Raw genomic sequence first — 25475 nt, 5'->3', positions numbered from 1 at the left:
AAAACGTTATATTAATTGTATGAACACATTAAAACGATTTCTATTTCATTTTTTCCTGTGTGGGGTTACCGGCTGGTGTCTGGAAGTAATCTTTACTTCCACAGAGTCCATCCTTGCCCATGACTGGCGGCTGATGGGGCAGACCTCGCTTCTGATGTTTCCGATTTACGGCTGTGGGGCTGTTCTGGCACCGATCGGCAGACTGGTTGACCGCTGGATCGGTGACGGACCGCTTAGTCCGAGGGACTGGATCATCCGGCATGGTCTGTTGTATATGGTACTTATTTTCACGGCAGAGTATCTGTCTGGTGCTTTTTTACAGTCGAAAGGAATCTGCCCCTGGGACTACACGGGGTATCAGACGAGTGTAAATGGTCTGATCCGTCTGGATTTTGCGCCGCTGTGGTTTCTGGCAGGACTTTTATTTGAACGGATTTCCATGATCCGAAGCAGATGTCTGCCCGGGCGGAAACAAAGGGAAAGCTGAGTCACCTGCCCGCCGGATGGCTGAGTGGACATGCCCGCGGAAATTGCGGCATACTTTTACAAAGCAATGAAAAAAGAGAGGCGAATGACTTGTTTTTGCCTCTCTTTTTTTATATACTGGAATCTACGGTATAAATCTAAAAAATGGAGCAGTTGAAAAATAAGCTGCGAGACAAATGAGGTGTGGGATGATACGAGTAATACTGATTCTTCTGGTAGTTGTGGTATTTCTCCTGGTGAGCGCACTGCCGCTTCTGATCGGAGAAAAATATGTTTGGAAGAACAACGAAAACCGCCAGAAAGAATATGCGTTAAAGGTAGTGAAGCAGATTTTTCATATGATTTTCCGGTTGACCGGTTCTACGTTAACGGTAAAAGGATTTGAAAACATTCCGGATAAGCCGGTGCTTTATGTGGGCAACCACAGAAGCTACTTTGATATTGTGAGCGGCTATATTGTTGTGCCGGGACAGACTGGCTTTGTGGCAAAAAAAGAAATGGAAAAAATTCCGCTTTTGCGTGACTGGATGCGCAATGTGAACTGCCTGTTTCTGGACCGCAAGGATATCAAGGCGGGACTCAAGACGATTCTGGAAGGAATTGAAAAAGTAAAAGGTGGTTCTTCCATGTGGATCTTCCCGGAGGGAACGCGCTGCAAGGCAGAGGACCCGGTAGAAATGCTGGGTTTCAAAGAAGGAAGCTTAAAGATCGCAGAAAAGTCCGGGTGCCCGGTTGTGCCGGTAGCCATTACCGGAACTGCCCAGATCCTGGAGCAGCACTTTCCGTTTATCCGCCCGTCCCATGTAACGATCGAGTTCGGGGAACCGTTTTACATCAAAGAGCTTCCGGCAGAGGACCGGAAACGTGCCGGTGCGTACACCGAAGCAAAAATCAAGGAAATGCTGGTGAGAGAGCAGGAAGAGCGGAAGCGGACCAAATAGAATCGTACCAAGCAGAACGGTATCAGGTAGAACCGTACCAGGTAGAATGTTTCTGGTTGCGGTTTGCGTACGCGTGTGGGTAGTAGCATTTCCTGGGCCAAACATTTGAAAGATACCGAGAAAAAGGAGAGAAACCGTGGATTTACTGGAATGCAGAAATAAATTAGATGTGATCGATAAACAGATCGTAAAGTTATTTGAGGAGCGCATGGACATCTGTGGCAAGGTGGCAGAGACCAAGATCGCTTCCGGAAAGGCTGTCTACGACGCGGAGCGCGAAAAGCAGAAGCTGGACGCGGTCAGTGCCATGGCAGACAGTGAATTTAACCAGGTTGCGGTGCGGGAGCTCTTTTCCCAGATGATGTCCATCAGCCGCAAATACCAGTACTCGATCCTGGCAGAGCATGGAAGAGCCTTGAAGCTGGGGTTTGAGCGTCTGGACAAGCTTCCTATGGATGGTGTGCGCGTGGTACACCAGGGTGTGGAGGGTGCTTACAGCCATGCAGCGGCGCTCCAGTATTTCGGGGAGAACGCAAGCATCTATCATGTGGCACATTTTGAGGATGCCATGAAGGAGGTACAGCTGGGAAATGCGGACTATGCGGTGATGCCGATCGAGAATTCCTCTGCAGGAGCGGTCATCGATATGTACGATCTTCTGACCCGCTACGATAATTATATTGTGGCAGAGACATTTCTTCCGGTTGAGCATGCGCTGCTTGGTGTGCCGGGAGCGAAGCTTCCGATATCAAGACTGTATTTTCCCACCCGCAGGCGCTCATGCAGTGTTCCCAGTTTTTAAACGATAACGGTTTCAAGCAGATCAGCGTGGAGAATACCGCGGTAGCTGCAAAGCGTGTGGTCGAGGAGGGGGACAAGACCCAGGCGGCAGTAGCCAGCGAGATTGCCGGAAAGCTGTACGGCCTGGAGCTGTTGAAGCCGGCTATCCAGAACAACCAGGGCAATACGACCCGCTTTATCATTCTGGCAAACCGCAAGGTCTACCAGAAGAATGCAGGAAAGATCAGCCTTTGCTTTGAGCTGCCGCATACCAGCGGTTCACTGTATAACATGCTGGGAAACTTCATCTTTAACCATGTCAACATGATGATGATCGAATCCCGGCCGATCCCGGGAAGAAACTGGGAATACCGGTTCTTTGTGGATATCGAAGGAAACCTGCAGGATGCCGGTGTGAAAAACGCACTGCGCGGCATCGGTGCGGAGGCATTGAATTTTAAGATCCTTGGCAATTATTAATGAATAACGGTTCGGTAAGCCCGCACGAGGCAGTGCGGATTTGCCGGGCCGTTCTGAGCATTTAACCCAAATTTTACATAGGACGCTCCGCTATTTTACATCCTGCGGGTAAAGTATATAGAAGTGTGTTGCGTGCGATTTTGCAGGGAGGGACAGATTATGGTACGTACATTTGCAGCAATCGATGTCGGCTCGTTTGAACTGGAGCTTGGCATTTATGAGATTACGGAAAAAGGGGTGGTCCGTTCAGTTGACCAGGTGAAGCATATGATCGCGCTGGGCAAGGACACCTACAATACAGGAAAGATCAGCTACCGGCTGGTGGAGGAAATGTGCCAGGTCCTTTGTGATTTTGTCCGGATCATGAAGGAATATCAGGTGAAGGAATACCGGGCCTATGCGACTAGTGCCATGCGTGAGGCCAGAAACAGCCAGATCGTGTTAGAGCAGCTCCGCGTGCGGACCGGTGTGGATGTAAAGATCATCAGCAACTCGGAGCAGCGTTTTATCAGCTACAAGGCGATCGCTGCGAAGGATGCGGAATTCCAGAAAAACATCCAGCGCGGAACCGCGATCGTGGACGTGGGCTTTGGAAGCATGCAGGCATCCCTGTTCGATAAGGATGCACTGGTTTCCACCCAGAACCTGCCGCTTGGCGTGCTCCGCCTGCGGGAGCTGATCGCGCATGAGAAGCTGACGCAGCAGGGAGCACAGAACCTGATCGCTGAGCTGATCGATAATGAGCTGGTCACTTACCGGAAAATGTATTTAAAAGACCGCGAGGTGAAGAACCTGATCGCGATTGGTGAGCCGATCCTTACACTTTATTATAAGATGGATGAGGGCAGGCGATCTGAACAGATCACGATCCAGGATTTTAACCGGTTTTATGAGCACTTAAAGGGCATGACGCTTGCCCAGACCGAGGACTTCTTTGATGTAAACGAGGAGTATGCAAGCCTTCTGTTCCCGGCGGCAGCCATGTACAAGCGGATGCTGGAGATTACCGGAGCAGAGGTGATCTGGGTGCCGGGCATCCACATGACCGATGGCATGGCAGCAGAGTACGCAGAGGATAAAAAGCTGATCCGTTTCCACCACAGCTTTGAGAACGACATCATTGTGACTTCCCGCAACATGGCAAAGCGCTATAAGTGCCATATGCCGCACATCCAGAATGTGGAGGAGGCAGCCCTTAAGGTATTTGACAGCTTAAAGAAATACCACGGGCTGGGACAGCGGGAACGCCTGCTTTTACAGATCGCGGCAAACCTGCATTCCTGCGGCAAGTTCGTGACCATGCGCGGGTCCACGGACTGCGGCTACAACATCATCATGGCTACGGAGATCATCGGACTTTCCCATGTAGAGCGTGAGATCGTGGCAAATGTGGTGAAGTATCACCAGCAGAAATTCCGCTATAATGAGGTAGAGGTGTCGGAGAAGCCGTCTAAGGACAACCGCCTAGCATCCACGGAGGACCTTTCCATTGTGATCGCCAAGCTGACAGCCATTCTCAGACTGGCCAATTCCATGGACCGGGGACATGCAGGAAAGCTGAAGGACTGCCGCTTAAGTATAAAAGAGAACCAGCTGGTCATTCAGACAGACTGTGCGTCTGACGTAACGCTGGAATCCATATCGATCGCGGACAAGGGAGATTTCTTTGAGGAAATCTTCGGGATCCGTCCGGTTTTAAGACAAAAAAGGAGAGTGTAGGCCATGGCAGAGATTGATGAAAAATATCTGAAACATGAAAATTATGTAAACCGTGAGCTGAGCTGGCTGGAATTCGATTTCCGGATCATGGGCGAGGCAAGAGATAAGACCATTCCGCTGTTTGAGCGGTTAAAGTTTTTGAGTATCACAGCATCGAACCTGGATGAGTTTTTCATGGTTCGTGTGGCATCCTTAAAGGATATGGTCCATGCGAAATATAAGAAAGCCGATATTGCGGGCCTCAAGGCAGAGCAGCAGCTGGAGCTGATCGGGGCCAAAACCCACGAGCTGGTAAATCTCCAGTATTCCACCTATAACCGGTCTCTGCTGACGGCCTTAAAACAGCAGGGCCTGCAGATCATCTGTGAGCATGAGGAGCTTTCTGAGGAGGATGGTGCCTTTGTAGACCAGTTCTTCCATGATGATGTCTACCCGGTGCTGACCCCTATGGCGGTGGATTCCTCCCGGCCATTCCCGCTGATCCGCAATAAATCCTTAAATATTGCGGCGCTGGTACAGAAAAAAGACAGTGAAGACGGGGAACTGGAATTTGCCATGGTGCAGGTTCCGTCTGTGCTGCCGCGTATCGTAGAGCTTCCGGCAGGACCGGATGGGGAGCGCCGCGTCATTCTCCTGGAGGAGATCATCGAGCGCAACATGAAGGATCTGTTCTTAAACTACAACATTGTCAGTGCCCATCCGTTCCGTATCATGAGAAACGCGGACTTTACATTAGATGAAGAAGAAGCAGAAGACCTGTTAGAGGAGATCCAGAAGCAGTTAAAGAAGCGCCAGTGGGGCGAGGTCATCCGTCTGGAGGTAGAAGAAAAGGTAGACAAGCGCCTGTTAAAGATCTTAAAGCGGGAGCTTGCAGTCAGCAATGAGGACATTTACGAGATCAGCGGCCCGCTGGATCTGACCTTCCTTATGAAAATGTACGGTATGAGCGGTTTTGACAGCTTAAAAGCACCGTCCTATACCCCGCAGCCGGTCCCGGCATTTATGAATGACGATGATATTTTTACCAACATCCGCAAGGGCGATATCCTCCTGCATCATCCATACCAGACCTTTGACCCGGTCGTAGAGCTGGTGCAGAAGGCAGCAAAGGATCCGGATGTTTTGGCGATCAAGCAGACACTGTACCGTGTCAGCGGACATTCCCCGATCGTTGCAGCCCTGGCTGAGGCAGCAGAAAACGGCAAGCAGGTATCGGTTCTGGTGGAGTTAAAGGCGCGGTTTGATGAGGAAAACAACATTAACTGGGCAAAGAAGTTAGAGAAGGCCGGCTGCCATGTGATCTACGGTCTGGTTGGCTTAAAAACACACTGTAAGATCACACTGGTGGTGCGCCGCGAGGAAGACGGCATCCGCCGCTATGTACATCTGGGAACCGGAAACTACAATGATTCCACGGCAAAGCTTTACACGGACTGCGGTCTTATAACCTGCCACCCGCTGATGGGGGAGGATGCAACGGCAGTCTTTAACATGCTTTCCGGCTATTCTGAGCCGCCGACCTGGAACCGCCTGATCCTGGCACCGTTGTGGCTGCGCAACCGCTGCGTCCGCATGATCCGCAGGGAGACTGCCCGCGCAAGGGAAGGAAAACCAGCCCACATCATGGCGAAGATGAATTCCCTCTGCGACCGCGAGATCATTGCCTGCCTGTATGAGGCATCCTGCGCCGGTGTAAAGATCGAGCTGGTGGTCCGTGGCATCTGCTGCCTGAAGGCAGGTGTGCCGGGCTTAAGCGAAAATATTACGGTGCATTCCATTGTGGGAAATTTCCTGGAGCATGCCCGGATCTTCTATTTTGAGAATGGTGGAAGCCCGGAGGTTTACATGGGAAGTGCCGACTGGATGCCGCGTAACTTAGATAAGCGTGTCGAGATCATGTTCCCGGTCGAGGATCCGGCCTTAAAGGAGCAGGTGATCCATATCCTCAAGGTGCAGTTGGCCGATAATGTGAAGGCTCATATTTTGCAGCCTGACGGCACCTACGAAAAGATCGACAAGCGCGGCAAGGTGCTTGTGACAGCGCAGGAGCAGTTCTGCGAAGAGGCTGTGGCTATGGCAAAGGCAGCTACTGCCCGGGATGATGTGCACAATACCCGTGTGTTTGTGCCGTCGGAGGGCCAGGGGCTGTAGCCTGAAGGCTGGATATAAGTGTGAATAGGAAAAGGATGTGCCCATAGCCCGGGTGCATCCTTTTTGCATTCACCCATTGTGCAGATAGACATATCCTTTTCCTGTTTTACCCGGAAATGTAATAAAAAAGTAAGGCAGGAAGGGCTGTTTTATGGTACACTGAAGGTAACTGTGAGGGACAGGCCAGAAACCGGATCGGGTGAATGTCTGTTGCTGCCTGCGCAGTATGCGAATAAAAAGAACGGGGCCTGCATAGCTGCACGGTTTCCCGAATAACGATAGATACACGAGGAGGAATGAGTCATGGCAGAAACCAATATTCTGGTAGTAGACGATGAACAGGAGATCGCGGATCTGGTAGAAATCTATCTGGTAAGCGACGGATATAAAGTATTTAAGGCATCCAATGCACAGGATGGCCTGGACATTTTGGAGAAGGAGGACATCCAGTTATGCCTCCTTGATATCATGATGCCGGGCATGAACGGCTTAGAAATGTGCAAAAAGATCCGGGAGACCAATAACATCCCGATCATCATGCTGAGCGCAAAATCGACCGATCTGGATAAGATCCTGGGACTGGGCACAGGTGCCGATGATTATGTAGTAAAGCCCTTCAACCCGCTGGAACTGACTGCCCGGGTGAAATCCCAGCTGCGCCGCTATACCCAGTTAAATCCGAGCAGCAACGTGCATGAGACCTTGAAGAACGAGATCAGCATCCGCGGACTCACCATCAACAAGGACAATCATAAGGTAACCGTTTATGACGAAGAGGTGAAGCTGACCCCGATCGAGTTCGATATTTTATATCTCCTGGCCTCCAATCCGGGCAAGGTATTCAGCACGGACGAGATCTTTGAGAAGGTCTGGAATGAGAAGGTGTATGAGGCAAACAACACCGTTATGGTACATATCCGCCGTCTGCGCGGCAAAATGAAGGAAGACGAGCGCCAGGACAAGATCATCACCACAGTGTGGGGGGTAGGATACAAAATTGAAAAATAACAGCAGAAAAAGCGATCTGAGCCACCGCTACCATACGCGGGTCATCGTGAACATCATTTACAGTACACTGGTGGCCTGCCTGATCGACATCTTTCTGGTGACAAACCTGACGATGCTGGCAGAATACGCAAAGCGCTCTGAGCAGTCGAGTGCCCTTCTCAATATGGTGGGGCAGTCAGATGTGGTAGTGGTCCTGGGCTATGTGCTGATCGGCATTCTGGCATTTTCGGTGACCTTTCTGCTTTTGCAGGAAAAGTCGGCAGCCTATATCGGGCGGATCTCCGATGTAGTAGAACGGATTTCTGACGGGGATTTAAACACCAAGGTGGAGGTGGTGGGAGACGATGAATTTTCCTCCATGGCCTCCAATCTGAACAAGATGGTGGAGGATATCCGCCGTCTGATGGATAAGGAGCGGGAGTCGGAGCGCACCAAAAATGAGCTGATCACGAATGTAGCCCATGACCTGCGCACGCCGCTGACCTCCATCATCGGGTATCTGGAGCTTTTGTCTGGTCAGGTGGTGCTGCCGCCGGAAATGCAGAAAAAGTATATCGATATCGCCTACAGCAAGGCCAAACGTCTGGAAAAGCTGATCGAGGACTTGTTTGGCTTTACCAAGATGAATTACGGAAAGCTTGCCATGCATGTGTCCAAGGTGGACATTGTAAAGCTTTTAGGACAGCTTTTGGAGGAATCCTATCCGAACTTTGCGAATAAAGGACTTTCCTATGAGCTGCAGAGCAATGTGCCTGCCAAGATCATTACGGCAGACGGCAACCTGCTGGCCCGCCTGTTCGATAACCTCATAGGCAACGCCATCAAATATGGCGCGGAGGGTAAGCGGATCACGGTTAAGGTAATGGCTGCGGCGGACACCGTTCAGGTTTCGGTCACCAACTACGGCTATGTGATCCCGGCGGAGGAGCTTCCGCTGATCTTTGACAAGTTCTACCGGGTCGAGCAGTCCCGCTCTACCCACACCGGGGGAACCGGACTGGGACTTGCCATCGTAAAAAATATCGTCGATATGCATGGCGGGACCATTACGGTAAAGAGTGATTTAAACGGCACAGTGTTTACCGTAACCCTTCAGGTAGATTTCGATGTGGACAAGGAACATTTTGGAGAGCTGGGCACGCATGCGTGAACAGTGAATGATTTGGAGAACTCTGATGTGGATGAATAGAAATGAACGTTCAGGGATCCAGAGAGCCAGAACCATAAAGCAGGCTGCAGTCTTTCTGGCTGCGGCTTGCTTTTTCGGTAATCTGGCTTTTCTGGTTCCGGCCCGGGCTGAGGAAGACCCGGTGAGCATGGAGATAAGCTATGGCTATGAGGACAGTGCAAAGGGCGGGCGGTACCTGCCGGTGCATGTCACGGTAGGGAATAACCAGGAAACCCCGGTTAAGGGAACACTGGAGATCAAGACCCGGGAGTCCGATGAAACGGTTTACCGTTATGACTACCCGGTTGAGGTAGAGGCAAACGGGAGCAGGACTTCTTGTTATTATATTCCGCTCGGTACAGCGGCCGATGAGCTGGTGCTTTCCCTGGTGGATGAATCGGAAGCTGTGCTGCTGAACCGGAAAGTGAAGCTGAATGTAAGCCGGGATGTGCCGGAGCTGTTTGTCGGGATCTTATCGGATGCCCCGTGGGAGCTCCACTACCTGAATGGAGTGGGAATCAATTACAGCACCCTGCGCACCCGGACCTTTGAGCTGGACGGCAGTGAATTTCCGGAGGAAGAGGTAGGACTGAGCCAGTTCGATGTGCTGGTGGTAAACGATTATAAGCTGAGGGAGCTTTCCGGAATGCAGACAGCGGCGATCATGAACTGGGTCCAGAATGGCGGTGTGCTGATCTTAGGAACCGGTGACCGGGTCGATGACACGCTGGGCCGGTTTGCGCCGGAGCTTTTGGACGATTCCTACGGAACGCCGAACATCACCCATATTAACCTGGCAGAGGATTTTACGGCAGTGAACGAGCCGGGTGCCGGTATGCTGGCGATATCCTGTGTGGATGTGCCGCTGCACGGCGGTAATGTGATCCTTTCCAGCAATGGTTTCCCGCTTCTGACCGCAGCGGCCAAGGAGCAGGGAATGGTTGCGGTGGCAGCCTTCGACCTGGGCGATATCGCGCAGTTTTGTGAAAAGCAGACCTCGTATGTAGATTACCTGTTTACGAGCCTGCTTGGTGAGGAACGCATCAACCAGCTGGCAGAGGTGGTTTACAGCGGCAATTCCAGCCGCTTCTGGGCCGTACAGGGCCTTATCAACACCGGCGATGTGGATAAGCTTCCGAACCTCTGGCTGTATGTGGGGATAACCGGCCTTTACCTGCTCATTTTAGGGCCGGGTCTTTACCTGTTTTTGCGCGGGCGTGGTCTTCAGAACCTGTACCGCAAGGGCGTGGTGATCGTGGCACTTGGCTTTTCCGGCCTGGTGTATGTGCTTGGCATACCGACCCGTTTCCGTTCCACCTTCTATACTTATGCCTCCATTGAGGATGTGACGGACGATTATGTGACGGATACGACCTATATTAACATCCGCAATCCTTACAACCGTCCGTATACGGTGGAGCTTGACCCGGGCTACCGTCTGCTCCCGATCACCCGGAGTACCCAGTATACGGTGAGTGGCCAGTCTCTGGATGTAGATGCACCTTACCAGATCGCCATCTGCACGGGTGAGGATGCGCTGACGGTGAAGGGACAGAATATTTCTGCCTTCACACCGCGTTATTTCCGGCTGGAGCGCCGCACGGAAAATTCAGAAAAGGTGGGGATCACCGGCGAGGTGGACTATTTTGAAGGACAGCTCCAGGGCAGCCTGACGAACCGTTTCCCGTACCCGATCGAGAATGCAACCCTGATCCTGTACGGAAATATGGTGCAGCTTGGACGCATGGAAGCAGGTGAGACCAAGGATCTGGCGGGTTACCCGCTGCTGCGTTACCCGCTTGGCGATTCCTACCTGGCGGCAGAGCATATTTCCGGCGAGGATACCTACGCCTCAGCCGATATCCGGAACCGCAGCTATATGCTGGCTGTGGAGCGTTCTAACCTGACCCGCTTTTATCTGGATAACTACTTAACCGGCTACACGGCAGATGCCCGGGTCATTGCGTTCAGCACCCAGAAGGAGGAAAGCCAGTTTTTGAAGAACCCGTCTGAGGAAACCTATGGTATTACCATGCTGACCCAGACGGTTCCAGTCAATGCCTCCCGCGACCACTCCATTTACCGGTCGGTACTGATGAAGGTTCCGAGGGTGAACGGCGGAAGCTATGACGCGGAAACCAACTCCATGAGCGGGGCAGAGCCGCTGACACTGGAATATCAGTTTGGAACCGATATTGAAGTAGAGAGCCTGACCTTTGAGAGTGTGTCGGAGGAATTTATAGACACCGGAAGCGGCAGCATAAGCCATATTTTCACCGGAAGCATCTATTTTTACAACTATGCGACCGGAAACTTTGACCGGATGGAGTTAGAGGGAACGACGCTGAATGTAGAGCAGCTAAAGCCGTATCTCTCACCGGGCAACACTTTAACGGTACGCTATGCCTATAACGGCAGCGGGCTCGATGCGATCCAGCTTCCAATGCCGATGGTAGCAGGGAGGGAACGATAATGCTGAAGATTCAGGGATTACATAAAAAATACGGCAATTACCACGCCCTGGACGGTCTGGACATGGAGCTTTCGGACGGAGCCCTGTTTGGCTTTGTAGGGCCAAACGGAGCCGGAAAGACAACCACGATCAAGATTATGACCGGGTTGTTAAAGCCGGACCAGGGAAGCGTAACATTAGATGGGACCGATATGCTGGCAGACACAATGGCGCTTAGAAGGCGGATCGGCTATGTGCCGGACCATTTTGGCCTGTATGACAATCTGAAGGTGTCGGAGTACATGGAATTTTTTGCGGCCTGCTACCACTTAGAGGGCTTTGAGGCGAGAAAGCGTGCCAGAAACCTGCTGGAGCAGGTGGGACTGGGCGGCCGGATGGATGCCTTCGTAGATGGCCTTTCCCGGGGAATGCAGCAACGTCTCTGTCTGGCCAGGGCCTGATCCATGACCCGGAGCTCCTGATCATGGATGAGCCGACGGCTGGTCTGGATCCACGGACCCATATGGAATTCAGGCAGATGGTATGGGAGCTTCACGAACAGGGAAAGACCATTCTCTTAAGTTCCCACAATCTGGCAGAACTTTCCGAACTCTGCACGGATATCGGTATCATCGATGCCGGGAAAATGGTGCTTTCCGGCAGCATGGATGAGATCATGGAGCGCCTTTATACCTCCAGACAGATCATCATCAGTGTGCCGGGGCAGTTAGAAAAGGCCATCGCATTTTTAAAGGAAAATCCGATGGTGCGCACCATGACCATCAGCGAAAAAGATATCATGGTGGGCTTTACCGGGGACGAGCACATGGAGAGCGAGCTCTTAAAGCAGATGATCGAGGCCGGGATCCCGGTGCGCGGCTTTATGCGTGAGCCGGGAAGCCTGGAGTCGATCTTTATGCAGATCACGGATCATAATGAGGAAAAGGTGGTGTTGTCCTATGAAGACGAATCCGGTCTATAAGCGGGAGTGCATGGTCAGTGCCAGAAGTTTTAAGCTGGCACTGGTGCTTCTGATTTTTAACGGGATCCTGGCGCTGGTGGCACTGTTAAATATGTATTCAGCGCTGGCCCAGGTGCGGCTGACAGCAGAGGTGCAGTACACCGGTTTCCTGGATCTTTACATGTTTGTGGCAGCATTGGAATTTCTGATGCTCATCCTCATTATGCCTGCAGTGACGGCAGGGAGCATCAGCGGAGAGCGGGAACGCCAGACTCTCGACCTGATGCTGACAACCTGTATGACTCCGGTGGATATTGTTCTGGGAAAGCTGGAAGCAGCGCTTGGCACCATGTTTCTGATGGTGGTTTCCAGCCTTCCGGTGTTAGCCATGGTATTTGTGTATGGTGGTATCCTTTTTTCTGATCTTGCTCTATTGTTATGCTGTTTTTTTGCGGCAGCCGTGTTTATGGGAAGCATCGGCTTATGCTGTTCTGTGCTTTTTAAGCGGACAACAGCAGCTACGGTAGCGGCCTATGCGGTGACTGCCGTGCTGACAGCCGGAACCTACGGGATCAATTTCCTGGTCACCTACATCAACCAGATGCGGATCGGGGAATACCTGGCATCGGCTGAGTCCGGCGGGGTATCCGGCGCCTCCGGAGAGCTTTTGTATGTGCTGCTTTTAAACCCCATTGCGACCTTTGCGCAGGTGCTTGGCCGTCTTGCAGCTACAAACCAGAGCTGGGTGCAGGTTGGAAGCTGGTTCGGAAACCAGAAGGAAGGGCTTGTCATCACCCACTGGATGGGAATCAGCATGGGGATCCAGATGGTCCTTGCGGCGCTGTTTGTGTTCTGCGCCGTGCGGGCCGTGGAGCAGAGGAGGTCCTAAAATATAGCAATTTAAATGTATGTATGACAAGGGCCGTGTGAGTTGCCGAAAGGCAACTCGCACGGCCCTATTAAAGTTAATCAAATTGTTAAATTTACATGAGGTGCAGCTTCCGGCACAGGCGCAGGACCCGCATGCCGAACGGCATGTCCGGAAGCTCCTCTGCGGTGACAGCTTTGGTCAGGATGATCAGGAGTCCGTAGATGACCATCGCTGCTGGAACGCTGATGAGAAGTCCAAGCTGGTAATAGCCGGTGATGCGTTCAATCACGGTGTAGACCAGAAGGGCAGCAACGCCCATGATAGCGGCACAGATGCAGGGCAGCAGGAAGGTGGTCTTTACTTCCTGGCGGTAGCGTAAGGCCCTGCCGATGGCACGCCAGTTTAAAAGGCAGACTGCCAGGGCAAAGGTTACATTGCCGATGACCAGTCCGTATACCCCCCAGTTTAAATACTTTAACATCACGTAAACCAGTGCGGCGTGGATGATTAGGGAGATGGCGGAGTGGGTCACGGATTTGCGCATCAGGTCAATTCCCTGCAAGACGGCGTTCGTGACAGTCGAGAGGGAAAAGAAGATAACAGCCGGTGCACCAAGCATCAAAAGATTGGTGGTCAGCTGGCGGCTGTCGTGGAAGATCAGCCGCAGAACCGGAGTTGCCAGTGCTGCCATGCCGAAGGCACATGGAATGGCAATCAGCATGTTAAATTTGATGGTAAGGCGGATCTTGTACATGACATCCGCCTTATTTTTCTGGGCGCGGGAGCGCACGATACTTGGGATCATGGAAGTACCCAGGGAGGAAGCTACGGCTACCGGTACATTGGAAAGCAGGCGGTATTTGCCGCCGTAGATGCCTAAGAGGGAAAGGCGTTCTTTTTCTGTCAGGCCTTTTTCACTCATCAAGAAGCCGAACATGGAGTTATCCACAGAACCACTTAACTGATACACAAACTGGCTGAGAATGATCGGGGTCAGAGTCAGAAATAACGCGGTGTATACATGCTGCCAGCTTTCCAGGCGGTCTGTCTGCGGCTTCCGGAAAGCTGCCGCATTCTGTTTGCGGTAAAGGAACATCAAAAGAGTCAGGAATACAAAGGCAGCCAGGGCACCGGAAAGCGTACCGAGGGTGCCGCCTGCAGCGCCGTAGGCAGCCGGGGTTTCGCGGTTTGCAAACCAGTGCATGAAAGCAAAGGAGGCCACAACGCTGATCACAGCATTTACCACCTGCTCAATAACCTGGGAGATGGAGGTCGGTACCATGTTGCCGAGTCCCTGGAAATAGCCGCGCACTACACCCATAATGGAAAAGACCAGAATGGTCGGCGCCATAACCTTAAGTGGCAGGGCACTGTTTGGGCTGTTGAAGATATGGACGGTGATCCAGTCCGCACCAAACAGCAAAAACAGCGTCATAAGACCGCCTGCGACAAGGCCGAAGAGCAGGCCGGCCCGGAAAACACGCTGTACATCCTGAATCTTGCCGTGCACGCGTCTTGCCGCGATCAGCTTGGAAATGGCGAGCGGCAGACTGTAGGAAGACAGGATCAGACCAATGTTATAAATTTCGTAGGCTGTGTTGTAGTAACCGATTCCCTCGTCTCCGATGGCGCGGGTCATAGGAATCTTGTAGAGAAGTCCGATAAAGCGGACGATGATACCGGCTGCGGCGAGAATGCTTCCCTGTACCAGGAAGTTGCCGGAGTCGGATTTTTCCTTATTGTTACCCATACGTAAATTTCTCCTTTAGTAATTGCATCTGGACAAAACGATATCTGTATATAGAAAAAGTTTTGCCGGAACAGTAACAGTATATCCCATCGGCGATATGATTGCAATCTGGAAATGGGAGGGGAGATATGGTAGAATGGTTGGTGCTGGCGACTTCGAAGGTTCTGGACGGACAAGTCTGGCAGAGCATGGATTTTCGTTGGGGCGCGGCATGTTTTGATAGTTATGAAAGGATCATGATATTATATGAAGAATAATCAGGAGTCTGTCTGGATGCTTCAGACAAAACGGGCAGATTTTAACGGAATCGCCACACGGTTTCATATCAGTCCGGTCACGGCGCGTATCCTGCGGAACCGTGATGTAGAAGGCGAGAAAGCGATTGACCGTTATTTAAATGGAACCATCGACCAGCTTTACGATCCCCACCAGATGAAGGATATGGACAAGGCGGCTGCTTTGATCCTGGAAAAGATCCGGCAGGGGGTCCGCATCCGCATTGTGGGTGATTACGATATCGACGGGGTGTGTTCTACCTATCTTTTGTACCGGGGACTGACCCGGTGCGGCGGGCAGGTCGATTACCAGATTCCGGAGCGCATCCGCGACGGGTACGGGATCAACGAATCCATCATCCAAAAGGCGAAGGAAGACGGCATCGACACCATTGTCACCTGTGACAACGGCATTGCGGCGCTGGAACAGATCAGGCTGGCAAAAGAACTTGGCATGACGGTGATTGTGACCGATCACCATGAGGTAGTCCGCACGGAGGACGGCAGCCAGATTCTGCCACAGGCAGATGCAGTCGTGAACCCGCACCGGGACGACTGTTCGTACCCGTTTGCCGGAATCTGCGGTGGTGTTGTTGCATACAAACTGGTGCAGGTGCTCTATGAACAGAGCGGGGTACCAAAGCAGGAATGGCTGGACATGCTGGAATTTGCAGCCATTGCAACCGTCGGTGATGTGATGAGCTGCAGGATGAGAACCGCATCATTGTGCGCTGGGGCTTAAAGCAGATGCCGTATACCGCCAGTGCCGGACTGCGTGCATTGGTGGAAGCCTGTGGTCTGGACATCTTCGACCTGACAGCGTACCACATCGGCTTTGTGATCGGTCCCTGTTTAAACGCAAGCGGACGGCTGAAGACCGCACAGCTGGCACTGGAACTGTTGCTGTGCGGAGAAGAAACTTCGGAGGGTCTGCTTTCTGCTTCCGGGACACAGAATGGACAGGGGAAGATGGCTGTATGCATGCAGCAGGGACATTCCCGGGCAGAAGCGCTGGCAGCAGAACTTAAAAATCTGAACGAAGAGCGCAAAGACATGACTCAGGCCGGCATGGAGCAGGCCTTTGAGCAGGTCGGTACCGAGCTTTCGCAGGATGATGTTCTGGTCGTATACCTGCCGGACTGTCATGAATCCCTGGCGGGAATTATCGCCGGAAGAGTGCGCGAGGCCTACAATAAACCTTCATTTGTGCTGACAAAGGGTGAGGACTGCGTGAAAGGCTCCGGCCGTTCCATTGAAAGCTACCATATGTATAAGGCTCTGTGCGGCGTACAGGATCTGCTCTTAAAATTCGGAGGCCATCCGATGGCAGCCGGTTTCTCTTTAAAGGAAGAAAATGTGGAAGAGTTCCGCCGCCGCTTAAACGAGCAGTCCACGCTCACAAAAGAGGATTTTATCCCAAAAATCTGGATCGATGTGGCGATGCCGCTGGAATACATATCCGAAGCGCTGGTAAATGAGTTAAAGAGCTTAGAACCGTTCGGACAGGGCAATGAAAAGCCGCAGTTTGCGCAGAAAAATTTGCGTATCCGCAGTGTGCGGGCCATCGGCCGCAACAACAATGCCGTCCGCATGACGGTGGTAAGTGAACAGGGCCGCCCCATGGAAGCCATGGTGTTTACCGTGGCAGATCAGTTTGTGGAAGAAGCAAAGCAAAGCAGAAGTATCGATGTGATCTACTATCCGGATATCAATGAGTACAATGGAAACCGGACACTGCAGATCGTGGTGCGGGCGTACAAACTGCATTCTTAAAGATTTTTCTTTATGATTCTCACAATTTTTTGTACAGACTCATAATTGCTTGACACTTAGAAAACGCTGTACTATAATCGAGCGTAAATAACCGCGAAGGCGCTGGGCTGACCAGTGCCTTTGTCACAACGTGGCGGCCTGTATTCTACGGGAATCGTTGTGTCACAACAAATGCAAAGGAAAGCAACTGCCTGAAAGGTATCAGAGAGGGCATTTGCGGAAAAGGAGACAAAGCCCATGGTTAATGAGGTAATGAAATTTATCGAAAACTATGACCCGGAAGTCGGCAAGGCAATTGAGCAGGAAGCCGCACGTCAGAGAAGAAATCTGGAGCTTATCGCTTCAGAAAATATCGTATCTGAGCCGGTCATGATGGCAATGGGAACCGTGCTGACCAACAAATATGCGGAGGGTTACTCTGGAAAGCGCTATTACGGCGGCTGCCAGTACATCGACGTGGTAGAGACCATCGCAATCGAGCGTGCAAAGAAGCTGTTCGGCTGTGAGTATGCCAACGTTCAGCCGCATTCCGGCGCACAGGCAAACATGGCAGTATTCCTGGCTATGTTAAAACCAGGTGACACCGTACTCAGCATGAGCCTCGACCATGGCGGTCATCTGTCTCACGGAAGCCCAGTGAACTTTTCCGGCCTTTACTTCAACATTGTATCCTATGGTGTAAACGATGAGGGCTTCCTCGATTACGACCAGGTAGAGCGTCTGGCTGTAGAGCATAAGCCGAAACTGATCCTTGCAGGTGCAAGTGCATACGCAAGAGAGATCGACTTTAAGCGTTTCCGCGAGATTGCAGACAAGGTTGGTGCATACCTCATGGTAGATATGGCACACATCGCAGGTCTGGTAGCAGCAGGAGAGCATATGAGCCCGATCCCGTACGCAGACGTGGTAACCACTACCACTCACAAGACCCTGCGCGGACCGAGAGGCGGCATGATCCTGGCAAGCAAGGAGTCTGCTGAGAAGTTCAACTTCAACAAAGCCATCTTCCCGGGAACCCAGGGCGGTCCGTTAGAGCATGTGATCGCAGCAAAGGCAGTCTGCCTGGGCGAGGCATTGAAGCCAGAGTTTACCGAGTATCAGAAACAGGTTCGCAAGAACGCGAAGGCACTGGCAGCAGCACTGGTAGCACAGGGCTTCAAGCTGTTAACCGGCGGTACCGACAACCACTTAATGTTGGTAGACCTGCGCGGCATGGACGTCTCTGGAAGGGAACTTCAGAACCGTTGTGATGAAGTATTCATCACCCTGAACAAGAATACCGTTCCGAATGAGCCGAGAAGCCCGTTCGTAACCTCCGGTGTCCGCATCGGAACCCCGGCCATTACCACCCGCGGCTTAAAGGAAGAGGATATGCCGAAGATCGCAGAGTGCATCTGGCTGGCAGCAACCGATTTCGAGAACAAGGCAGATTACATCCGCGGCGAAGTAACGAAGCTGTGTGAGAAGTATCCGCTGTACGAATAAAATAGAATGAAATAAGAACTGGAACGTATTAGGGACCGGAAATCCTATCCCCGCTATGTGGCGGGGCAGGATTTCCGGTCCTTTTTCTTGTTGTTTTGCTTTACATATATTTAACATATCCCCTCTTTTTGATTTTACATTCAAATTTTACAATGCACTTGTGGTTGGGAGAGAAAGAAAACCCCGGAAATCACAGTAAACATGCAAGGAACTGAAATGAATGTATAAACAAAGAAAAGAGGAGAACACGTATTATGAAGAAGACATTAGCAATGGTATTAGCAATGGGTATGACAATTGCAAGCTTGACTGCTTGTGGCGGCAGCAAACCGGCAGAGACAACTGCAGCAGCTACCGAGGCAGCAAAGACTGAGGCGGCAAGCGAGGCAGATACAAAAGCAGAAGAGACCACCGAAGCAGCTGGCGGCAAGGCAGAAGGCCCGATCACCGTGGTTTCCCGTGAGGATGGATCCGGTACCAGAGGCGCATTCATCGAGCTGTTCGGCATTGAGACCAAGAACGATGCAGGCGAGAAGGTAGACAACACCACCGAGGATGCAGAGATCACCAACAGCACCTCCGTTATGATGACCACCATCGCAGGCAACACCGGAGCAATCGGTTATGTTTCCCTGGGTTCCTTAAATGACACCGTAAAGGCAGTTAACATCGACGGTGCTGAGGCAAGCGTCGATGCGATCAAGGCTGGCGAGTACAAGGTAGCACGTCCGTTCAACATTGCAGTAAAGGATGGTTTAAGCGATGTTGCTTCTGATTTCATCACCTTCATCATGAGCGAGGATGGCCAGAAGGTTGTTGAGGACAACGGTTACATCAGCCAGGGCAATGAGGGTGCTTACACCGCTTCCGGTTTAAAGGGCAAGGTTGTTGTTGCAGGTTCTTCTTCCGTAACCCCGGTTATGGAGAAGCTGAAAGAGGCTTATGTAGCTGTAAACCCGGATGTAGAGATCGAGGTTCAGCAGTCTGATTCCACCACTGGTATGACTTCCGCAATCGAGGGTGTCTGTGATATCGGTATGGCATCCAGAGACTTAAAGGACAGCGAACTGGAAGCTGGTCTGACCCCGACCGTCATCGCAATGGATGGTATCGCAGTTGTAGTCAACAATGAGAGCCCGGTTACCGAGCTGACCAGCGAGAACGTAAAAGACATCTTTACCGGTGCAATCACCGATTGGGCAGACGTTCAGTAAGCAGTAACAGCAAGACACTTAAAACAGACGGTCTGCTGTAGAATTACAGTAGTTTAGCAAGAAAACAAACAGGGCAGCAGGGCGACATCGTTGAAGCGCGGCGCAGACCGTAACGAAGAACCGGCTGCCCTGTCTGACTGTAAGGCATGCGGAAAGATAAAGGTTGCATATCTTCCGCTTTTATAAGGAAAGAAAGTGAGAACCATGAAAAATCTGAAAGAACAGCTGATGCACGCAGTATTTTTACTCAGTGCCTGCGTGTCCATTCTGTGTGTTGCCATGATCTGTGTATTCCTGTTCGCAAATGGTATTCCGGCGATCGGAAAGATCGGAGTCCTGAACTTTTTAACCGGCGAAAAGTGGAAACCGGGCAATAACCTCTTTGGCATCCTGCCGATGATCTTAGGCAGCATTTACGTGACAGCCGGTGCCGTCATCATCGGAGTGCCGATTGGCATTCTGACTGCAGTCTTTATGTCGAAGTTTTGTCCGAAGCGTGTTTACAAGATTGTAAAGCCGGCGATCGATTTGCTGGCAGGAATCCCTTCGGTTGTATATGGATTCTTCGGTATGGTTGTGATTGTACCGGTTGTCTCCACCCTGTTTGGCGGAAGCGGCAAGAGCATGCTGACCGCATCGATTCTGCTTGGAATCATGATCCTGCCGACGATCATCGGCGTGTCGGAATCCGCGATCAATGCCGTACCGTCCAGCTATTACGAAGGTTCCCTGGCACTGGGGGCCAGCCATGAGCGCAGCGTATTTTTCGCTACACTTCCGGCAGCAAAATCCGGTATTCTGGCCGGTGTGATCTTAGGTGTTGGCCGTGCCATCGGTGAGACCATGGCGGTCATCATGGTAGCCGGAAACCAGGCACGTATGCCGAAGGGCATTTTGCAGGGTGTCCGCACCATGACGGCAAACATCGTTCTGGAAATGGGATACGCAACGGATCTCCACAGGGAAGCGCTGATCGCCACGGCGGTAGTCCTTTTCGTATTCATTCTGATCATTAACCTGTCGTTTTCAGTTATCAGCAGAAAGGCGAATGCATAATGGAAGCAGCTATGGAAAAGAAAAATATCGAAATGCAGGCGATCAACCGCCAGACCTTCGGGCAGCGGTTAAAGTCCTACAAACGCAGTCCGCTGTCTCTGGTGCTTCTGATCATGGTATCGGCATCGGCACTTCTGACAGTGATGACCTTACTGTTTTTACTGGCTTATATTCTGATCAAGGGAATCCCGTATCTGACTCCGAGTTTGTTTGCGTGGGAATACAACAGTGAGAATGTATCCCTCATGCCGGCACTCGTCAATACGGTGATCATGACAGGGCTCTCCCTGCTGATCGCAGTTCCCCTTGGCATTTTCGCGGCCATCTATCTGGTGGAATACGCTAAACGTGGCAACCGGCTGGTGAATATCGTGCGGATCACCGCAGAGACCCTGACCGGCATTCCATCCATTGTATATGGTCTGTTTGGATTTCTTCTGTTTGCCGTGGCGCTTGGCTGGTCTTACACCATCTTAGGCGGCGCCATGACACTGGCGATCATGATCCTTCCAACGATCATGAGAACCACGGAGGAGGCATTAAAAGCGGTCCCGGATTCTTACCGGGAAGGAAGCTTCGGCCTTGGTGCCGGACGTCTCCGCACCGTTTTCCAGGTGGTTCTGCCATCGGCAGTACCTGGAATTCTGGCAGGTATCATTCTGGCGGTCGGCCGTATTGTAGGCGAGACCGCGGCACTGATGTATACAGCGGGAACCGTTGCAGGCATTCCATCCAACTTATTCGGCTCTGGCCGGACCCTGGCAGTGCACATGTACGTGCTGACCAATGAAGGAGTTTACACCAACCAGTCCTACGCTACGGCAGTAGTGCTGTTGGTGATCGTAGTTTGTATCAACGCAGTATCCGGGTTCATTGCAAAGAAAGTATCCGGAAAGACCGCTTAATTTCCGGTGGAAGAACAATCTGGAAAAACGGCTCAGTATTCTGGCTGCGGCGCAAAAGGTGCCGCGGCATCCAAAAACAGAGAGGTAACGTATGGATAAGCTAACAATCAGCAACATGGAATTGTATTACGGCGATTTTAAAGCCTTAAAAGGAATCAATTTAAATATCCAGGCCAACGAGATCACGGCGTTTATCGGTCCGTCCGGCTGCGGAAAATCCACCTTATTAAAATCCTTAAACCGCATGAATGACCTGGTAGAAGGATGCCGCATCAGCGGAAGCATTTTGCTTGACGGGGAAGACATCTACGGGGACATGGACATCAACCTTCTCAGAAAGCGGGTCGGCATGGTGTTCCAGAAGCCAAACCCGTTCCCGATGAGTGTTTACGACAACATCGCCTACGGACCGCGTACCCACGGCATCCGCTCCAAGGCACAGCTCGATGACATCGTAGAGAAATCCCTGCGCGACGCAGCCATCTGGGATGAGTTAAAGGACCGCTTAAAAAAGAGTGCGCTGGGACTTTCCGGAGGACAGCAGCAGCGTCTTTGCATCGCAAGAGCACTGGCCGTGCAGCCAGAAGTACTTCTGATGGATGAGCCGACCTCTGCACTGGACCCGATCTCAACTTCCAAGATCGAGGACCTTGCGGTGGAACTGAAAAAAGATTATACTATCGTCATGGTAACCCATAACATGCAGCAGGCAGCGCGAATCTCTGACAAGACCGCATTCTTCCTGATGGGCGAAGTGATCGAGTTCGGCGAGACTGAGCAGATCTTCTCCATGCCGAAGAACAAGAAGACAGAAGATTACATTACGGGGAGGTTTGGCTGATATGCGCAATCGATTTGATGAACAGCTGGAGCTTTTGAATGTGGAGCTGATCCGCATGGGAGCACTGTGTGAGGATGCGATCTCGTACGCGTCCCGCACGCTGATGGGTGAGGGGGACTTTACCAAGGATGTCTACAAGGCCGACCACGAGATCGACCAGAAGGAGCGCGACATCGAGAATCTCTGTATGCGCCTTCTTTTGCAGCAGCAGCCGGTAGCGAAGGACCTGCGTCAGGTTTCTTCCGCACTGAAAATGATCTCCGATATGGAGCGGATCGGTGACCAGGCATCCGATATCGCGGAAATCTGCGGCTTTGTGGATGACCGCGAGGCAAAGAGCCGCCTGCATATCCGCGACATGGCCGATGCGACCATGCGCATGGTGACCCAGAGCATCGATTCCTATGTAAAACGGGATCTCAACATTGCAAAAGAAGTGGTCCAGTACGATGATGTAGTGGATGATCTGTTCGGCAAAGTAAAAGAGGAGCTGATCGGCATGCTGAGTGCCGGAAGCACCGACGAGAAAATGGGCGAGTTTTGTATCGACATGCTGATGATCGCCAAATACTTTGAACGAATCGGAGATCATGCCACCAACATTGCAGAGTGGGTGGAGTATTCCATCACGGGAACCCACTTGGAATAAAAGGAGAAAAAGATGATCTATCTGGTAGAAGACGATGAAAGTATCCGGGAACTTGTAATCTATACGCTGCAGACCACGGGTCTTACTGCAAAGGGGTTTCCCTGCGCGAAGGATTTCTGGAATGCCATGAAACAGGACTATCCGTCACTGGTGCTCCTTGATATCATGCTTCCGGATGAAGATGGCCTGACCATCTTAAAGAAGCTGCGGGATGCCGACCCCACAAAACGGCTTCCCGTTATCATGCTGACAGCCAAGGGAACCGAATATGACAAGGTAGTTGGCCTGGACAGTGGCGCAGACGATTACATACCAAAGCCGTTTGGCATGATGGAGCTGGTCTCCCGGGTGCGCGCCCTTTTGCGCCGGGCAGAGCCGGAAAAAGAAAAACGCACCGATGCCTGCACCGCCGGTCCGATTCACGTGGACTTAAACCGCCATGTGGTAACGGTAGACGGAACTGCTGTAGCGCTGACGTACAAGGAATTTGAGCTGCTCTGTTATCTGACCGAAAACAAGGGCATGGTCTTGACCAGAGATCAGCTGTTATCCAAAATCTGGGGATATGATTTTGACGGAGAAACCCGCACGGTGGATGTCCACATCCGGACACTCAGACAGAAGCTTGGCGAGGCCAGCCGCTGCATCGAGACCATCCGCGGGGTTGGTTATAAGCTGGAGGAATCCGAAACATGAAGATCAAACGAAAAATCTACTGGAATCTGTGTCTGGTAGCACTTCTGACCATGGTGGTGTCAGCGTTGATCACGACGCTCCTTTTGTGCCAGGATCTGCAGACCCAGATGCGCCAGGCAGTTATGACCGAGGTGCGCTACCTGGAGTCCGCCATGGAGGTATCCGGGGAAGATTACCTTTCTCATTTAAAAAGCCGCGGGGACGGCAACAGCGTTAACCGCATTACCTGGGTCGATGCAAACGGCAGCGTGCTCTATGACAGTTATGCGGACAGCGAGAGCCTGGAAAACCACAAAGACCGACCGGAGATCGCGGCAGCCTTAAAAAATGGACACGGCGAGAGCGTCCGTACCTCCCGCACCCTTGCGGAGCAGACCTACTATTATGCAGCACGTCTGAGTGATGGCAGTGTCATCCGCGTGGCAAGTACCACAAAGAGTGCCCTCGCGACGGTATTCCACACCGTTCCGGTCATGATCGCCATGGCTGTTCTGATCGTTCTGGGAGTTCTGATCCTGGCTGAGTTCCAGACCAAGCGGATCATCGCACCGATCAACCAGATGAATCCGGACGATCCGCAGGCTGGAGATGTATACGATGAGCTGGCACCGCTGGTGCGTCGCCTGGAAAAGCAGAAGGAAACCATCCGCCAGCAGATGGAGATATTAAAAGAAAAGCAGGAAGAATTCTCCGCGATCACGGAAAATATGCGCGAAGGTTTTCTTGTGGTAGACAGCAAAGGCGATGTGATGTCTTACAACAAGAGCGCACTGAAGCTTCTGGGAATCTCGGAAGGGGAAGAAGGAATGCTAAGCCGTCATGGGAATGATGGGAATGCGGCGTGGGAAGAACATGAAAAAACAGATGCAAATGTAAACATCATCAGCATCAACCGTTCCGAAAACTTCCGCAGGGTCGTGGACGAAGCCTTAAAAGGCAGCCACTGTGAGGAAATGCTGGATGTCGGGAACCGGCATTACCAGATCATCGCAAACCCGGTCGCAGAATCCGAAGAGCGCAGCGGCGCTGTCGTTGTCATTCTGGATGTCACCGAGCAGCAGGGCCGCGAGGAACTGCGCCGCGAATTTACCGCGAATGTCTCCCACGAATTAAAGACTCCGCTAACCTCTATCTCCGGTTACGCAGAGATCATGATGAACGGCATGGTACAGCCGGCAGACATGGGCCGTTTTTCCGGAAAGATCTACAAAGAAGCCCAGCGGCTGATCACGCTGGTAGGTGATATCATCCGACTGTCCCAGCTGGATGAAGAAAAAGTCCAGATGGAAAAAAGTCCGGTCGACTTACATCTCCTTGCCTCCGATGTGGTAAAACGTCTGCAGGATGTGGCAAAGAAAAATCAGGTCACACTGATGCTTACCGGAAAACCAACCGTGGTAAACGGCAACCCGCAGATCCTCGACGAGATGATCTACAACCTTTGCGACAACGCCATCAAATACAACAAGCCGTTTGGTGAAGTCGAAGTCAATGTCGCCATGATCAAAGACCACCCGGTCCTCACCGTGGAAGATGACGGAATCGGCATCCCGCCGGAAGACCAGGAACGCATCTTCGAGCGCTTCTACCGGGTCGATAAAAGCCACTCCCGCCAGATCGGCGGCACCGGACTTGGACTCTCCATCGTAAAGCACGGAGCCATCTATCATAAGGCGAAAGTAGAGCTCAAGAGCGCGCCCGGGGAAGGAACCACCGTGCGGATTACGTTCTAAAAAATAACAATTTAAGTATATGACAAGGGCCGTGTGAGTTGCCGAAAGGCAACTCACACGGCCCTATTAAAGTGAATCAAA

General features: G+C 51.9%; 22 protein-coding genes and 1 pseudogene. 22 read left to right on the top strand and 1 reads right to left on the bottom strand.

Features of this window, described 5'->3' with window-relative positions:
- Window positions 1–19 precede the first annotated feature (19 nt).
- The 11 genes and pseudogenes from DXA97_RS08445 to DXA97_RS08400 all read left to right on the top strand — a co-directional run bounded on the left by DXA97_RS08445 (window position 20) and on the right by DXA97_RS08400 (window position 13035).
- A complete protein-coding gene (locus tag DXA97_RS08445; RefSeq protein ID WP_118719488.1) occupies window positions 20–487 on the top strand; it encodes a hypothetical protein in 468 nt (155 codons plus the stop codon).
- Window positions 488–674: 187 nt separating this feature from the next.
- Window positions 675–1427 (top strand): lysophospholipid acyltransferase family protein, encoded by a 753-nt coding sequence (locus DXA97_RS08440; RefSeq protein WP_118719486.1) that lies wholly within the window; start codon window positions 675–677, stop codon window positions 1425–1427.
- Window positions 1428–1563: 136 nt separating this feature from the next.
- Window positions 1564–2687, top strand: a pseudogene (locus tag DXA97_RS08435) (prephenate dehydratase domain-containing protein).
- Window positions 2688–2846: 159 nt separating this feature from the next.
- A complete protein-coding gene (locus tag DXA97_RS08430; RefSeq protein WP_347561517.1) occupies window positions 2847–4406 on the top strand; it encodes an exopolyphosphatase in 1560 nt (519 codons plus the stop codon).
- 3 nt (window positions 4407–4409) lie between these two features.
- The gene (locus tag DXA97_RS08425; RefSeq protein ID WP_118719484.1) at window positions 4410–6557 is read left to right on the top strand and encodes an RNA degradosome polyphosphate kinase; all 2148 of its coding nucleotides are present in this window, start codon (window positions 4410–4412) and stop codon (window positions 6555–6557) included.
- A 303-nt stretch (window positions 6558–6860) separates the two neighbouring features.
- Window positions 6861–7565, top strand: a complete 705-nt coding sequence (locus DXA97_RS08420) for a response regulator transcription factor (RefSeq protein ID WP_118719482.1) — start codon at window positions 6861–6863, stop codon at window positions 7563–7565.
- Window positions 7555–8715 (top strand): HAMP domain-containing sensor histidine kinase, encoded by a 1161-nt coding sequence (locus tag DXA97_RS08415; RefSeq protein WP_347561516.1) that lies wholly within the window; start codon window positions 7555–7557, stop codon window positions 8713–8715. Before DXA97_RS08420 ends, DXA97_RS08415 begins: the two co-directional genes overlap by 11 nt.
- 31 nt (window positions 8716–8746) lie before the next feature.
- Window positions 8747–11206 carry a hypothetical protein gene (locus tag DXA97_RS08410; protein ID WP_147355552.1) on the top strand — a complete coding sequence of 820 codons (2460 nt, stop codon included), beginning with the start codon at window positions 8747–8749 and terminating at the stop codon, window positions 11204–11206.
- Window positions 11206–11646, top strand: a complete 441-nt coding sequence (locus DXA97_RS22050; protein WP_347561515.1) for an ABC transporter ATP-binding protein — start codon at window positions 11206–11208, stop codon at window positions 11644–11646. The genes DXA97_RS08410 and DXA97_RS22050 overlap by 1 nt, the downstream gene beginning before the upstream one ends.
- Before the next feature lie 23 nt (window positions 11647–11669).
- Window positions 11670–12167: a DUF4162 domain-containing protein gene (locus DXA97_RS22045; RefSeq protein ID WP_347561514.1), complete on the top strand. Its 498-nt coding sequence runs from the start codon at window positions 11670–11672 to the stop codon at window positions 12165–12167.
- On the top strand, window positions 12145–13035 hold the full coding sequence (locus DXA97_RS08400; RefSeq protein WP_118719478.1) for an ABC transporter permease: 891 nt from the start codon (window positions 12145–12147) through the stop codon (window positions 13033–13035). Before DXA97_RS22045 ends, DXA97_RS08400 begins: the two co-directional genes overlap by 23 nt.
- A gap of 94 nt (window positions 13036–13129) precedes the next feature.
- On the opposite strand, the gene DXA97_RS08395 is transcribed toward DXA97_RS08400, so the two are convergent.
- A complete protein-coding gene (locus tag DXA97_RS08395; protein ID WP_118719476.1) occupies window positions 13130–14767 on the bottom strand; it encodes a polysaccharide biosynthesis protein in 1638 nt (545 codons plus the stop codon).
- Window positions 14768–14895: 128 nt separating this feature from the next.
- Here DXA97_RS08395 and DXA97_RS21535 point away from each other — a divergent pair, with 128 nt between their 5' ends.
- The 11 genes from DXA97_RS21535 to DXA97_RS08350 all read left to right on the top strand — a co-directional run bounded on the left by DXA97_RS21535 (window position 14896) and on the right by DXA97_RS08350 (window position 25394).
- Window positions 14896–15024, top strand: coding sequence for a hypothetical protein (locus DXA97_RS21535; RefSeq protein WP_279221142.1), 129 nt, complete (start codon window positions 14896–14898; stop codon window positions 15022–15024).
- 16 nt (window positions 15025–15040) lie between these two features.
- Window positions 15041–15784 (top strand): DHH family phosphoesterase, encoded by a 744-nt coding sequence (locus tag DXA97_RS22040; RefSeq protein WP_347561513.1) that lies wholly within the window; start codon window positions 15041–15043, stop codon window positions 15782–15784.
- A complete protein-coding gene (locus tag DXA97_RS22035; RefSeq protein ID WP_347561512.1) occupies window positions 15769–16815 on the top strand; it encodes a DHHA1 domain-containing protein in 1047 nt (348 codons plus the stop codon). The genes DXA97_RS22040 and DXA97_RS22035 overlap by 16 nt, the downstream gene beginning before the upstream one ends.
- A 237-nt stretch (window positions 16816–17052) precedes the next feature.
- A complete protein-coding gene (glyA, locus tag DXA97_RS08385) occupies window positions 17053–18300 on the top strand; it encodes a serine hydroxymethyltransferase (RefSeq protein WP_118719474.1) in 1248 nt (415 codons plus the stop codon).
- A 254-nt stretch (window positions 18301–18554) separates the two neighbouring features.
- Window positions 18555–19514, top strand: a complete 960-nt coding sequence (locus DXA97_RS08380) for a substrate-binding domain-containing protein (RefSeq protein ID WP_118719472.1) — start codon at window positions 18555–18557, stop codon at window positions 19512–19514.
- 204 nt (window positions 19515–19718) lie between these two features.
- On the top strand, window positions 19719–20570 hold the full coding sequence (gene pstC / locus DXA97_RS08375; protein ID WP_118540308.1) for a phosphate ABC transporter permease subunit PstC: 852 nt from the start codon (window positions 19719–19721) through the stop codon (window positions 20568–20570).
- Window positions 20571–20602: 32 nt separating this feature from the next.
- The gene (gene pstA / locus DXA97_RS08370) at window positions 20603–21475 is read left to right on the top strand and encodes a phosphate ABC transporter permease PstA (protein WP_118719585.1); all 873 of its coding nucleotides are present in this window, start codon (window positions 20603–20605) and stop codon (window positions 21473–21475) included.
- Window positions 21476–21566: 91 nt separating this feature from the next.
- A complete protein-coding gene (pstB, locus tag DXA97_RS08365; RefSeq protein WP_118719470.1) occupies window positions 21567–22316 on the top strand; it encodes a phosphate ABC transporter ATP-binding protein PstB in 750 nt (249 codons plus the stop codon).
- Between the two features lies 1 nt (window position 22317).
- On the top strand, window positions 22318–22965 hold the full coding sequence (gene phoU / locus DXA97_RS08360; protein WP_118719468.1) for a phosphate signaling complex protein PhoU: 648 nt from the start codon (window positions 22318–22320) through the stop codon (window positions 22963–22965).
- A gap of 12 nt (window positions 22966–22977) precedes the next feature.
- The gene (locus DXA97_RS08355; RefSeq protein WP_118719466.1) at window positions 22978–23661 is read left to right on the top strand and encodes a response regulator transcription factor; all 684 of its coding nucleotides are present in this window, start codon (window positions 22978–22980) and stop codon (window positions 23659–23661) included.
- On the top strand, window positions 23658–25394 hold the full coding sequence (locus tag DXA97_RS08350; protein WP_243107593.1) for an ATP-binding protein: 1737 nt from the start codon (window positions 23658–23660) through the stop codon (window positions 25392–25394). Before DXA97_RS08355 ends, DXA97_RS08350 begins: the two co-directional genes overlap by 4 nt.
- Window positions 25395–25475: the final 81 nt, after the last annotated feature.

Origin of the sequence: Clostridium sp. OF09-36, from assembly GCF_003481985.1 — a bacterium.
Taxonomy (GTDB): domain Bacteria; phylum Bacillota; class Clostridia; order Lachnospirales; family Lachnospiraceae; genus Brotaphodocola.
Note: the sequence above shows the minus strand (reverse complement) of the source record. Positions and strands in the feature narration are given on the sequence as shown.